At 40.6% G+C, this 11,890-nt stretch carries 13 protein-coding genes and 1 pseudogene; 11 read left to right on the plus strand and 3 right to left on the minus strand.

Translation table 11 applies throughout. From position 1 onward, the window contains the following. The first annotated feature begins 16 nt into the window (after nucleotides 1–16). Nucleotides 17–535, plus strand: coding sequence for an adenine phosphoribosyltransferase (locus tag FC14_RS06935; RefSeq protein ID WP_050611203.1), 519 nt, complete (start codon nucleotides 17–19; stop codon nucleotides 533–535). A gap of 46 nt (nucleotides 536–581) precedes the next feature. Here FC14_RS06935 and FC14_RS06940 read toward each other — a convergent pair whose 3' ends face one another. Beyond that, on the minus strand, nucleotides 582–3,221 hold the full coding sequence (locus FC14_RS06940; protein ID WP_056977013.1) for a YfhO family protein: 2,640 nt from the start codon (nucleotides 3,219–3,221) through the stop codon (nucleotides 582–584). Nucleotides 3,222–3,446: 225 nt separating this feature from the next. Between FC14_RS06940 and FC14_RS06945 the strand changes: the two genes are divergently transcribed. Further along, nucleotides 3,447–5,534 (plus strand): peptidoglycan D,D-transpeptidase FtsI family protein, encoded by a 2,088-nt coding sequence (locus FC14_RS06945; RefSeq protein WP_056977014.1) that lies wholly within the window; start codon nucleotides 3,447–3,449, stop codon nucleotides 5,532–5,534. Between the two features lie 88 nt (nucleotides 5,535–5,622). Here the strand turns inward: FC14_RS06945 and FC14_RS06950 are convergent, their stop codons facing one another. Then, nucleotides 5,623–6,615: a D-2-hydroxyacid dehydrogenase gene (locus FC14_RS06950; protein ID WP_056977015.1), complete on the minus strand. Its 993-nt coding sequence runs from the start codon at nucleotides 6,613–6,615 to the stop codon at nucleotides 5,623–5,625. A gap of 224 nt (nucleotides 6,616–6,839) precedes the next feature. On the opposite strand from FC14_RS06950, the gene rpmG reads away from it, so the two are divergent. The 6 genes from rpmG (at nucleotide 6,840) to FC14_RS06975 (ending at nucleotide 9,998) form a co-directional block, all read left to right on the plus strand. After that, nucleotides 6,840–6,989 (plus strand): 50S ribosomal protein L33, encoded by a 150-nt coding sequence (gene rpmG, locus FC14_RS10395; protein WP_082174179.1) that lies wholly within the window; start codon nucleotides 6,840–6,842, stop codon nucleotides 6,987–6,989. Nucleotides 6,990–7,084: 95 nt separating this feature from the next. Further along, on the plus strand, nucleotides 7,085–7,654 hold the full coding sequence (locus tag FC14_RS06955) for a 5-formyltetrahydrofolate cyclo-ligase (RefSeq protein ID WP_056977016.1): 570 nt from the start codon (nucleotides 7,085–7,087) through the stop codon (nucleotides 7,652–7,654). Then, complete coding sequence (locus FC14_RS06960) at nucleotides 7,638–8,300, plus strand: rhomboid family intramembrane serine protease (RefSeq protein WP_056977017.1); 663 nt, start codon at nucleotides 7,638–7,640, stop codon at nucleotides 8,298–8,300. The genes FC14_RS06955 and FC14_RS06960 overlap by 17 nt, the downstream gene beginning before the upstream one ends. Nucleotides 8,301–8,331: 31 nt before the next feature. Then, the gene (locus FC14_RS06965) at nucleotides 8,332–8,547 is read left to right on the plus strand and encodes a YqgQ family protein (RefSeq protein ID WP_056977018.1); all 216 of its coding nucleotides are present in this window, start codon (nucleotides 8,332–8,334) and stop codon (nucleotides 8,545–8,547) included. A 14-nt stretch (nucleotides 8,548–8,561) separates the two neighbouring features. Beyond that, nucleotides 8,562–9,521 (plus strand): ROK family glucokinase, encoded by a 960-nt coding sequence (locus FC14_RS06970; protein WP_050611196.1) that lies wholly within the window; start codon nucleotides 8,562–8,564, stop codon nucleotides 9,519–9,521. Nucleotides 9,522–9,587: 66 nt separating this feature from the next. Then, nucleotides 9,588–9,998 (plus strand): rhodanese-like domain-containing protein, encoded by a 411-nt coding sequence (locus FC14_RS06975; RefSeq protein WP_050611195.1) that lies wholly within the window; start codon nucleotides 9,588–9,590, stop codon nucleotides 9,996–9,998. 82 nt (nucleotides 9,999–10,080) lie between these two features. Here FC14_RS06975 and FC14_RS10400 read toward each other — a convergent pair whose 3' ends face one another. After that, nucleotides 10,081–10,257, minus strand: a complete 177-nt coding sequence (locus FC14_RS10400; RefSeq protein WP_082174178.1) for a DUF3042 family protein — start codon at nucleotides 10,255–10,257, stop codon at nucleotides 10,081–10,083. A 153-nt stretch (nucleotides 10,258–10,410) separates the two neighbouring features. Here FC14_RS10400 and miaA point away from each other — a divergent pair, with 153 nt between their 5' ends. From miaA to FC14_RS11135, 3 genes and pseudogenes are all read left to right on the plus strand, one after another. Continuing rightward, nucleotides 10,411–11,328: a tRNA (adenosine(37)-N6)-dimethylallyltransferase MiaA gene (gene miaA, locus FC14_RS06980; protein WP_056977081.1), complete on the plus strand. Its 918-nt coding sequence runs from the start codon at nucleotides 10,411–10,413 to the stop codon at nucleotides 11,326–11,328. A gap of 189 nt (nucleotides 11,329–11,517) precedes the next feature. Next, entirely contained in the window at nucleotides 11,518–11,589 is a 72-nt protein-coding gene (locus FC14_RS11130; protein ID WP_239460469.1) for a hypothetical protein, read from the plus strand. Continuing rightward, nucleotides 11,585–11,890 (plus strand): annotated as a pseudogene (locus FC14_RS11135) (zinc ribbon domain-containing protein); the annotation flags it as partial. The gene FC14_RS11130 and the pseudogene FC14_RS11135, both read left to right, overlap by 5 nt.

An 11,890-nucleotide genomic window follows, 5' to 3' on the forward strand; every position in this document is an offset into this window, starting at 1 on the left:
AAGGAGAAAAAAGTTAATGGCAGTAGACTTAAATAATTATGTTGCAAGTATTCCAGATTACCCTGAAAAGGGCATTATTTTTCGGGATTTATCTCCATTAATGGCAGATGGTGAAGCTTATCGCCAAGCAACTGATCGCATTGTTCAATTTGCAAAGGATAAAAATGTTGACATGATTGTTGGGCCGGAAGCACGAGGCTTTATTGTTGGTTGTCCGGTTGCTTATGAGCTCGGGGTAGGTTTTGCCCCTGCGCGTAAGAAGGGAAAACTTCCTCGGGAAACGGTTAAAGCCGAATATACTTTAGAATACGGAACTTCTGCTTTATATTTGCACAAAGATGCTGTTAAACCTGGTCAAAGGGTATTAATTACAGATGATCTATTGGCAACTGGGGGAACAATTGGAGCAACGATTGATTTAGTTGAACAATTAGGCGGGACAGTCGTTGGGTGTGCATTCTTGATTGAATTAAAGCAACTAAATGGCCGCGATAGGTTGAAGGGTTATGACGTGTTAACCTTGATGGAATATTAATAAAGAAGCTCTCCTCAAGCTAGTTCTACTAGCGAGGAGAGCTTCTTTAGTTTTGTTTGAGGAACCTTTTTAGTAAGGTAGGGATAAATATTAGAATTAGACTTAAGATACTTAATGCTAGCCCGAGGTTAAAGTAAGGGGGCCAGTAACTTAAGCTAACGGTATGTTTACCTTTAGGAAGATTGAGGGCAAGGAAGATGCCTTGCACCTTAAAAGTTTTAACAGCTTTTCCATCTACTTTTGCTTGCCAACCTTGGCTGTAAGGAATAGTAGTGGTGAAGAGTTGATTTTTGTTAGGCACGGTGATAGTTCCGCTTAACTTCCTGTTGTTAAATTGTTTCAGCTGCCAGGAATGGGCTTGAACCTGCTTTAATTTAGAGATAACCAATGGATTGTTTAGCTCGTAAAGAACAAAGTTGTTTAGGCTTAGGGTTTGCTTTTTAAAGCGAGCAGTAATAACAATCTCTTGACCCTTAGCGTGGTTGGCAATATTGACAATCGTAGTGTGGCGGAAGGTGCTGTAATAGCTAAGGGGCCGATTACCGATGAACAATGAAACGTTGTCACTGTTGAGACCAGTTCCTAAAGTTAGGTAATATGAATTATTAGTTTGAGGTACAAACTTAAAAATAACCTGGGCATCCGCATTGGCTTTTTTTCGCTTTAAAGTTGCCCCGGTTAGGTTGATGGTTTGGCTAGTATTTTGGAAGACAACTTCATTAAAGTTTTTAGCGGTGAAGTACTTAGTAGTAGGCCAAGTGTTAGTAACAGCATTAAGCCAGTTTGTTTGGTAGGTAACCGGATCATCATACAGACTAGGTAGGCTTTTAAGACTAGGACCGGCTAAATAGCCAATCCCACTAGCATAAGGATTTTGATAAATCCGACTATAAACATTGTCTTTTACCAACCGATAGAGATTTAAGTCCTGCTTTTCTGTTAGGGCAGCCAAGTTCAAATCGGCACTTTTATGCTCAAGTTCGGAACTGTCCTTTTGATTGAAGAAGTACTTCATATCCAAGAGACTATCTGAAATTAAGGTTCCATTTGAGTAACTGACGTAGTTATCACCATCAGGATTACCAATTTGGCCATAAAAGTCAGGAATCGCTTTTTCCAGAGCAGAACTAAAGTAACTACCGCTGTTGAAGTTAAGGGCTAGACCATCATTTCGAGTCCGACTATAAGTCTGACCCGTGCGGTAAAAACTGTTGTCAAGTTTATGCACGGATTGGGCGTCTTGGGTCAGGGCTTGGCTAGGGTTACTATACTCTTTAGCGGTAAGGTAACTGATATTATTTAAGGAAAAACAAACGTTAGCAACTAATTCTCCTAAAACAAGGAGGTATAAACAAAGGTTGCGTAAGTTTTTCGTTTTAGTCGGTTTAATAGACAACAAGAGTAGGGTTGCCACTGCAAATAGGGCGGAAAAAATTAAGACAGTTCGATTAAGGTAAGAGACCTTTTTCATAACGGTATAACTGTAACCTAAAATGCCAGCCTCTATGAAAAAGCAGCCCCAAATTTGCCACCACTTTGGACTGGATGTTGGACTATTAAAGGCTTGAGCTGCTAAAAATACCATCCAAAACGATAGTAAAAAGGAGAAGCGGTAGGGGTACCAAACTGGAAATTGAAAACCATGCCACATTAAATCTAGTGGTTCAAAGCACATAGAAACAAGTAAAAAGCCAGTGAGAGCCAGGGCGGCTAGACGACTGCTAAGTTTAAACCGGCGGTTAAAGAAAAAGAGCAAAAAAGCAAATAAGACCAAACTACCTACGAAAATATTAGGATAACCAGATGGCATTTGCTTAAAGTCAAAGGCACCCAAGACTAACTTGGTTAACATTTTTGGTGGGAAATACTCCCATTTAAAATGAATCGTTTGAGTCGTATATTGGCCCTTACTTGCCTTTAACGAAATAAAAGTTGGGATGAGCAAGAAGGCGGCCAGGCCGGCGGCTAAGAGTGAGCGGTGCACAAACAGTCCAACTTGTTTGCCAAGTTTTTTAACGTCGGTAAATGAAGTAAGTGCATACCAAGCAAAAAAGAGGATTAAAAACAAGCAGACCATGTAAGCCATGTAATAGTTAATAAATAATAAGGCGGCTAACCAAAAAGTGTAAGCATAACCCCGGTTGGTGTCCATTAAATCTAAGAGTCCTAATATGATTAAGGGTAAGAAGACAAGGACGTCGAGCCATAGGAGGTTGAGTTGGTTAGCGACTGCCCAGCCCATAAAAGCATAAGCGGTGGAAAAAGTTGGTACTAAAATTCCGGTTTGAATCTTTCTTTTGAGTAACAAGCGGCCAAAGCAATAACCGGCACAGGCGTACTTGCACAGTGTGATAACGATAATCCCGGCCATGATACTTTTGCCAGGAAAAAGTAAGATTAGCAGGTTGAACGGACTGCAAAGGTAGTAAGCCCATTCGCCTAGCATCTCGCCGCCGATGGCTTTAGAGAAGCTATAAAAGAAATTGCTAGGGTCAGTTAGGAGGGTCCTCCTAAAGAATTGAAAGAAATCAACGTATTGCTGGCCCATATCGACTGTTAAAATGCTACTAGTTCCGAAAGGATACATCTTACGGAAGATGAAGTAGCCTAACATTAATAAAAGCGGTCCCCAAAAACTAAGTAAGAGGGGGTAGTGTTCCTTGAAATAAGAACGAACCTTTTGCATAATCAACACCTCAAAATAATAAGTCCTTAGTTACTAACTATAGCATATGTGTTAGCTAGTTTACATAGATTGAAATAGCAGGAAGGGCTAAATTAATTTAAATATAAGCTTTTTTAGAATAATCTTTACCCCCGTACAAGCCATTTTTGTGGTACGATAATTGTTAGTTAAAATCGAATTGAGAGAAGCATGACAGTCTCTTAGCAAAGGATAGGAGCAATTATTTTGGAATTTTTTAGAAAGGTTAGAAAAACCAATAATAAACGCAAGCAAAAAAAGTCGGTAATTCCGTTTAGGTTAAACTTCCTATTTTTAATTGTGTTTCTTTTATTTGCGGCTTTAATTGGCCGGTTAGCTTATTTGCAAATTTTACATGGAACAATGTTTGAATCCGAGGTATCGAGCAGTGAAACGGAAACTGAGACTCAAAATGTTCAGCGAGGGCAAATTTATGATTCAACCGGTAAAGTTTTAGTAAGTAATAAGTCTGCGCGCGCAATCACCTACACCAAGCCACTAAATGTTACTAATAAAGAAATGTATGCAGTCGCTAAGGATTTAGCCGCTTTTATTAGCGTCCCAACTAAAAATTTAACGGCAACCAATAAGGCTGATTTTTATCTAGCCCAACATGAAAAAAGTGTCAATAAACATATTCCTGGGGCGGCTAAGATGACACCGTCAGCACTATATAAGGCCCAGTTGGATTACGTTAAGAAAAACAAGTTGTATGGTAGTTTAAGTCCAACCCAAAAGGAAATTGCCCTTTTATATAGTAAGATGAGTGGGGCTTATGCCTTGTCAACTGTTTATTTAAAAACAGAGGGTGTTACTGACAAAGAAATGGCTAAAGTTGGCGAACATCTGTCGGAAATGGCCGGAGTCAAAATCGGTACTAGCTGGCGCCGGGATTATCCTAATGGGACTTCCGTTAAAAGTATTATCGGGACGGTAACTAATGAAAAAACCGGTTTACCGGATGATTCAATCAACCAGTTACTAGCCAAGGGTTATTCACGAAATGATAGTGTCGGCTCTAGTTACCTTGAATCTCGCTATGAAGACATTTTAAAGGGAACGAGAAAGACAATTGACGTGGAAACCCAAAATGGAAAGATTTTGAAGGAAACTACCAAATATGGTGGTAAAAAGGGCGATAACGTTGTTTTAACCATTAACGAGAAGTTTCAAAATGAGGTACAAAAGTTTCTAGAGGATGGCTTCAATGGGATTAAGGGCAGCAATCCGTATGCACCTGGTGCCTATGTAGTTGTTATTAATCCTAATACAGGTGGAATTTATGCCCTAGCGGGAGTTAGTCGTAACTTATCTACCGGGAAGGTAACCTCCAATGCCTTGGGGACGATTAACCAAAGCTTTGTTATGGGGTCCGTTGTCAAGGGGGCCCAAGTAATGGGCGGGTTGACTTCAGGAGTAATTACCCCTACTAATAATAGTCTCTACGATGAACCAATTAAGTTAAAGGGGACTGCGCCTAAAACATCTTGGTTTAATAAAACGGGTGGTTCCGGGATGTCGCTAACCGCTACTCAAGCCTTAGAAGTTTCGTCTAACTCGTATATGATGAAACTGACAATGATGGAAGCTGGCTATAAGTATGTACCAGGTGGGGCTTTGTCAATGCCCTCGTCAATTTTTGATAAGCTCCGGCAAAACTTTAATCAGTTTGGTCTTGGGGTTAAAACGGGAATCGATATCCCAGGTGAAGGATTAGGGTATGCAGGTGCTTCTAACCAGGCCAATATAGGTAAGGCGTTAGACTTGTCCTTTGGGAACTACGATTCTTATACGACCATTCAATTAGCTCAGTATGTTTCGATGATAGCCAACGGTGGCTACCGCTTACAACCCCACGTCTTAGAGGCGATTCGTGAGAGTAACGCGGACGGGTCATTAGGGCGGACGGTTTACCAGGCCCAGCCTAACGTGTTGAATGTTTATTCCGCCTCTGGGGCAGAGTGGAACGTTGTTCAAAATGGTTTCTACCAAGTGGTACACGGATCAATGTCACTTAGAACAGGGAGTGCCTACGCTGGTTTGAAACCTGAAGTTTCCGCTAAGTCTGGGACGGCCCAAACTTTCCACGGAACAGCAGAAACCATTACTAATAGCTTGATTATGTATGGTCCATCTAAAGATGCTAAAGTAGCGATGGCAGTTGTTTTCCCAGGAATGGGGACTTCAAGTAGCAGTTCGGTTGTTGCGTCTGTTGCTAAGCAAACCTACGAAGCATTTTGGAAGGATGTAATTACAACGGAAGGTTTTACGGACAGTAGTAATGAAGGTAACTAGAAAATCTAATGGTAGTTACTAATAAAGCAAAATAAGTATAAAAAATGCACGGCTCATTGATTTGGAGCCGTGCGTTTTTAGCTAAAAATTAATTAACTTGTGTGGTGGGCTTTTGGCCTTCAAGGACAGCTAGGGCAGAATCAAGGCTAATGTCAACCATATTTTGAACTGCAATGTTTGTGTAAAAACCAACGTGGGGGGTGATGACAACATTAGGCATTGCTCGTAGTTTGACCAATTGTTGGCTAGGAAGAGCTTGGCCTTCAAGGTTGAAGTTGAAGAAGTTTTCTTCGCCGGTTAGTGTGTCTAAGGCGGCCCCGGCTAATTGTTTATTTTCAAGGGCGTTAATTAAAGCGTCGGTGTCAACCACCGGGCCACGACATTCATTTACTAAAAAGGCGGTAGGTTTCATTAAACTAAGAGCGTGTTCATCAATTAGGTTATGAGTGGTTTCGTTTAAGTCAACGTGCAAGCTAACAACGTCAGCTTGTTTTAAGACTTCCTCAAACGGGAGGTAAGTCAGCACGTCTTTTAATTCAGGGTTTTCTACCAAGTCATTAGCGATAACTTTAGCGCCTAAGGCATGGAAGAGACGGGCAGCTGTGCCCCCAATACGACCTGCCCCGATAATTCCGATGGTTAGTGAATGAATTTCTTTAGCTTGAAGACCAGCCCAACGGAAATCTTGGCGGCTTGCGCGGTCATCGAAAAGTTCCAAATTTCGAGTTAAGCGTAATGTGTGAGCTAAGGCGAGTTCTGCGACTGAGCGTGGTGAGTAAGCTGGAACGTTGGTGACCACTAAGTTATTTTGCTTAGCTAAATTAAGATCTAAGACATCGAAGCCAGCGGTACGCGCACTAATTTGCTTGAAGCCCAAAGCTTTTAATTTAGGGTAGACCTCAGCCTCGATATTGTAGCGTTGTTGGATAACGAGACCGTCAAAGCCGGCTGTTTGATCAACCGTGCTAGCTCTTAGTTCCCAAGCGGCCGTAGTAACTTCTACGCCAGGATGGCGGTCTTGCCAAGCTTTAATGGCAGCTTGTTCGTCGGGTCTAACAGATAACATTAGAATTTTAGTCATGATAATCACACCTTATTTTAATTTTTATTTGATTATAGCTTAAAAGTTTTAGGAAAGCTAGTACAAGATGGAATTTATCAATCAAAAAGGTATCAAGGAAAAATCCTTAACATTTTAAGAAAAAAGACTGGAAAAGGCATATAAAAGATGATATGATAATAAACGTTGAAGGCAGAAGTATGCCTACTTGAATATATACGCTACGTAGTTTGGAGGTTAGAAACATGCGTGTAAACATTACATTAGAATGCACAGAATGCCATGAACAAACATATCTGTCAAGCAAAAACAAACGTAACAACCCAGATCGCTTAGAATTAAAGAAGTACTGCCCACGCGATCGTAAAGTTACATTACACCGTGAAACTAAATAATAACTATCATTGATTAGCTTTGATGATTTAATTGCGTAAAGGACTGGGGAAAGGTGTTTTCTCAGCCTTTTTTATTTTAGGGAGGGATGTTTGGCATGCAGACCAAAGTGGAATTTCGAAAAGAACAACGGCAACGACTGATAGATCAAGCTGATACCTGGCAAAAAGAAAGGGAAGAATTGGCTTTGTATTTGAAGTTGTTTGCAACTAAAAAGTGGCAGGAAGCTAAAGTGGTTGCATTAACACTCAGCCAGCCAGAGGAGTTAGATACTAAACCGATGATTATGGCTGCTTTTCAAGCTGGTAAGCGGGTATGCGTGCCTAAAACTCTACCTAAAAGGCAGATGGTATTTGTAGAATTAACCCCTGAAATTCAAATTACAAGAAGTAAATTTGGGGTTTTGGAACCGACGGCCAACTATCACCAGCTAGCTAAAGACCAGATAGATTTAATTGTAGTTCCGGGATTAGCGTACACGCCTACAGGCGACCGACTCAGCTTCGGTGGGGGCTTTTTTGATCGTTATTTAGCGGATTATTCTGGCCAAACCATCGCTTTAGCTAATAAGAGCCGCTACTTTACGCAAGTTCAGTGGGAAGTTGAACCAACGGATATTCAAGTTCAAGAAGTGATTAATTTGGAGGAAAATAAACGTGCAAATTAAACGTCCGCTTGTTACGATTAGCTTGATTGTTGCAAATATCGTGGTCTACATCCTAATGACTGTAGCAGGGGGGAGCACTAACCCTTTAGTTTTAATCAAATTCGGTGCTAAGGTAAATGAGTATATTTTAATGGGGCAATGGTGGCGGTTAATTACTCCGGTTTTTATCCATATTGGTTTGACCCATATCGTTGTCAACATGGTAACTCTTTACTTTATTGGAATGCAGATTGAATATTTATTTGGTGCTAGTCGTTACTTATTAATTTACTTAGTAAGTGGTTTGTGTGGGAATATAGCTAGCTTTGTCTTCAATCCAAATAGTGTTTCCGCGGGAGCTTCAACTGCTTTATTTGGTTTATTTGGTGCTTACCTAATGTTGGGGGAAGCCTTTAGAGAGAACGTTTATATTCGGTTGATGTCCCGCCAGTTTTTGGCGCTGGTAATTTTGAATATAGCCTTTGGTTTTTTTGGTAACATTGATTTAGCAGGGCATTTAGGTGGCTTGTTTGGTGGCTTTTTGATTGCCTATGTACTGGGAGTACCTAAAGTTGGAAGTGTTTCGAAGTTAAAAAGGATTACGGCGGCTGGAGCGTTAATCGTAATTTTTGGATTAATGCTTTATAGCGGTTTTAATCTGATTTAATATCCTTTATAATGTAAGAGGTGTTGCATTTATGAAAACCCTATACGATGTCCAGCAATTACTTAAAAAATTTGGAATTTATGTTTACGTTGGCAAAAGAATGTGGGATATTGAATTAATGGCCTTGGAACTCGATTATTTGAGGCAGGCTCAAGTAATCGATGAACCAACTTTTGTACAAGCTAAGTTAGTTTTGACCCGAGAACATCGTATTGAAGAAAAGCGTGAGCAAGAGAAATTAAAATAATGGAGGAATAGATAATGGACAAAAAGTTGATTGGAGTTGACCTTGGGGGGACAACTATTAAGTTTGCGATTTTAACAGCAGCAGGTGAAATTCAACAAAAATGGAGTGTGGAAACTAACATTTTAGATGACGGAGCCCACATTGTTCCAGATATTATCGATTCAATTAACCACCACCTAGCTTTATACGACATGAAGCCAGAACAATTTATCGGCATTGGAATGGGAACTCCAGGGACAGTCGATATTAAGGCAGGGACTGTTATTGGTGCCTATAACCTAAATTGGAAGACAAAGCAAGATGTGAAGTCTGCGATTGAAGCTGGAACTGGCATTAAGTTTGCAATCGACAATGATGCTAACGTAGCTGCTTTAGGTGAACGTTGGAAGGGTGCAGGTAACAACGCTGACGACGTTGTCTTCATGACTTTAGGAACAGGGGTCGGTGGTGGAATTATCGCCAACGGTCAAATGATTCACGGAATGGGTGCCGGTGGTGAAATTGGCCACATTAACGTTGAACCTAATGGTTACCTATGTACTTGTGGTAACAAAGGTTGCTTGGAAACCTATGCTTCAGCAACGGGTGTTGTTAGGGTAGCTCGCGATATGGCTGAAGAATTTGCAGGTAAGTCTGAATTGAAGCGGATGCTTGATGATGGTGAAGAAATTAGCTCCAAGATTATCTTTGATTTAGCAAAAGAAAAGGATACCCTAGCCGCAATGGTTGTTGACAAAGTTTGCTACTACCTTGGCTTAGCCGCTGCTAACTTAGGTGCAATCACTAACCCAGCCTACATTGTGATTGGTGGTGGGGTGTCTGCTGCCGGTAAATTCTTATTGAACCAAGTGGAAGATTACTTCCAAAAATTTGCATTCCCAACAGTTAAGACTTCAACCAAGTTGAAATTAGCTGAACTTGGGAATGAAGCTGGGGTAATTGGTGCAGCCTCTTTAGCTTTGGCTTTTAAGTAAAACTTTCAATGGAGGCTAGTTAGCCTCTTTTTTGCTATATTTTAAGAAAGAAGCGGTGATAAAATAATGGTCGGTGCAATTAACGTTTTATACGTATTAGATATAATTTTAATAATCATTTTAGCCTGGATTTTAGGAGTGCAACTTTATACCTGGTTGCTAGGAAAGAAAGTGGCTAAGATTGTTGAAAAAGATGAATTCAAGGCGGGGATGAAGAAGGCGCAGTTAATTGATTTACGGGAACCAGATAGCTTTAAGGCTAGCCATATTTTAGGGGCGCGTAACATGCCATTTAGTCAATTTAAGTTATATCAAGGAAGTTTGCGCAAGGATATGCCCGTTTACCTCTACGATCAAGGAAAGAGTATTAGTATCAGGGCAGCTGCCAAATTACACAAGGCAGGCTTTAAAGAGATTGTTATCCTAAACGGTGGTTTTGCTAAGTGGGATGGCAAGATTAAAAAGGCAAAACTATAAAAATTAAGTATTAGACTTAAAAGATGCCCCAGCTAGCCGAGTATTTCGGTTAGTTAGGGCATCTTTTTAGGCTGTGAAACAATTAGCCTTGGTGAGCTGAGCGACTTTTACGCAAGGCCCGGCGACGGTGTTCGTCTAATTCTGCTTCGCGTTCTTCGATTGGTTCAACCACAGTCTTCTTAAATGCGAATGCTAAACCGGCTAGGGTGCCAAGGGTAGTTGCAACGCCTACTAAAAATCCTTTACCAAAAAGTTTCATCAAAAAGACCTCCTTAAATACCACTCTTCACTAATTATTATGAATGATTTAAGGGAAAATAGCTAGTCTAAAGGTCGAAAAATAATAAAGTTTCACCGGTAAGAAAATGTTACAATAATAAAAGTGATTGAACCGGTTAAGGGAGTGATAAAAATAAAAAATAAGCTAGTGGTTATCGTAGGGCCGACAGCAGTTGGAAAAACTGACTTGTCCTTAAGGATTGCCCAAAAATTTAATGGCGAAGTTATTTCGGGAGATTCGATGCAGGTATATAAGGGCCTAGATATTGGCACGGCTAAAATCAAGCCAACTGAAATGCAAGGAATTAAACACCACTTAATCGATTGTCGTGAAGTCAATGAAAGGTGGTCGGTTGCGGAGTTTATTTCAGAAGCCAAGCAAATCATGGCGGATTGTTGGCAACGGGGTAAGTTACCTTTAATTGTTGGGGGCACGGGCTTTTATGTGCAGGCGCTTTTGGATGGTTATCAATTAGGTCAGGATAATTATGAGGAAACCGAAATTAGAACTGAACTGGAGGAGTATGTTAAAGCTCATGGAACCCAGGCTTTATGGCAGCAATTAGCTGCGGTAGATGCTAAGGCGGCGGCAAAAATTCCGGTTAATAACGTGCGGCGGGTAATTCGAGCCTTGGAAGTTTATCGTAAAACGGGTAAACTTTTTTCTAGTCAAGAAGATGAGGCTCAAAATAGTTTTGAACCGTTGGTGTTAGGGTTAACGACTGAGCGTACGGTCCTCTATGAGCGGATTAATCACAGGGTTGAGTTAATGCTAGCTGACGGGTTAGAAGCAGAAGCCCGCAGCTTGTATGAGCATGGCAATCTGGAGATGCCTGCAGCTTTAGGGATTGGCTATAAGGAATTTTATCCTTATTTTCAAGGGGAGTATTCTTATGAGCGGGCCGTTGAGTTGATTAAGCGTAACTCAAGACGCTATGCTAAACGCCAGTTAACCTGGTTTCGTAACAAGATGGATGTTAAGTGGTTTGATTTGATTGAACATCCACAGCAAGAAGCGGCAATAATGAAATTGATTGAGGAGGTAGTTTAACTGTTACCAAAAATATAGAATATTGTAGAAATCAATAGAATTATAATCAATCAGAAAGTAAAAATGTAGGATTGATAAATTTTAGAACTTATGTTTTTGATTGTGATTAAGAAAGTGTTATCATCTCTGTAACAGGAGGTGGGCTTAATGCTACGCGTACAAAAAGTTAGACTGGATCCTAACGAAACCATGAAACAAGTTCTTGATGATTTATGTGATTATCGTAGATATTGTTGGAATCAAGGCTTAGCTTTATTATGACCGCATTGCCATTGAAGATTTAGCGGTTAAGCAGATGCAGATGAGTCACGTCGCGTCTAAAGGCTTACACCGGTCAATGTTTGGCTATTTCAAGCAAGTTTTAAAATATAAGTGTAAATGGTATGGCAAGGAGTTAATCTTAGCGGATCGTTACTATCCAAGTACCTAGCGCTGTTCTGCTTGTGGTCATGTTAAGACTGGTGAAGATAAGGTCGGGCTTGGCGGCAACAAGAAACACAAAACATAACGAGTATATTTGTTATGAGTGCGGGGCAGTTATGGAGCGAGACGAAAATGCCGT

It is taken from the genome of Ligilactobacillus agilis DSM 20509 (assembly GCF_001436215.1).
Taxonomy (GTDB): Bacteria; Bacillota; Bacilli; order Lactobacillales; family Lactobacillaceae; genus Ligilactobacillus; species Ligilactobacillus agilis.

Bases quoted from the DNA above. Each gene is read 5' to 3' on its own strand.
- FC14_RS06935 (WP_050611203.1), top strand. From the start codon at position 17: ATGGCAGTAGACTTAAATAATTATGTTGCAAGTATTCCAGATTACCCT.
- FC14_RS06940 (WP_056977013.1), bottom strand. From the start codon at position 3,221: ATGCAAAAGGTTCGTTCTTATTTCAAGGAACACTACCCCCTCTTACTT.
- FC14_RS06950 (WP_056977015.1), bottom strand. From the start codon at position 6,615: ATGACTAAAATTCTAATGTTATCTGTTAGACCCGACGAACAAGCTGCC.
- rpmG (WP_082174179.1), top strand. From the start codon at position 6,840: ATGCGTGTAAACATTACATTAGAATGCACAGAATGCCATGAACAAACA.
- FC14_RS06955 (WP_056977016.1), top strand. From the start codon at position 7,085: ATGCAGACCAAAGTGGAATTTCGAAAAGAACAACGGCAACGACTGATA.
- FC14_RS06965 (WP_056977018.1), top strand. From the start codon at position 8,332: ATGAAAACCCTATACGATGTCCAGCAATTACTTAAAAAATTTGGAATT.
- FC14_RS06970 (WP_050611196.1), top strand. From the start codon at position 8,562: ATGGACAAAAAGTTGATTGGAGTTGACCTTGGGGGGACAACTATTAAG.
- FC14_RS06975 (WP_050611195.1), top strand. From the start codon at position 9,588: ATGGTCGGTGCAATTAACGTTTTATACGTATTAGATATAATTTTAATA.
- FC14_RS10400 (WP_082174178.1), bottom strand. From the start codon at position 10,257: ATGAAACTTTTTGGTAAAGGATTTTTAGTAGGCGTTGCAACTACCCTT.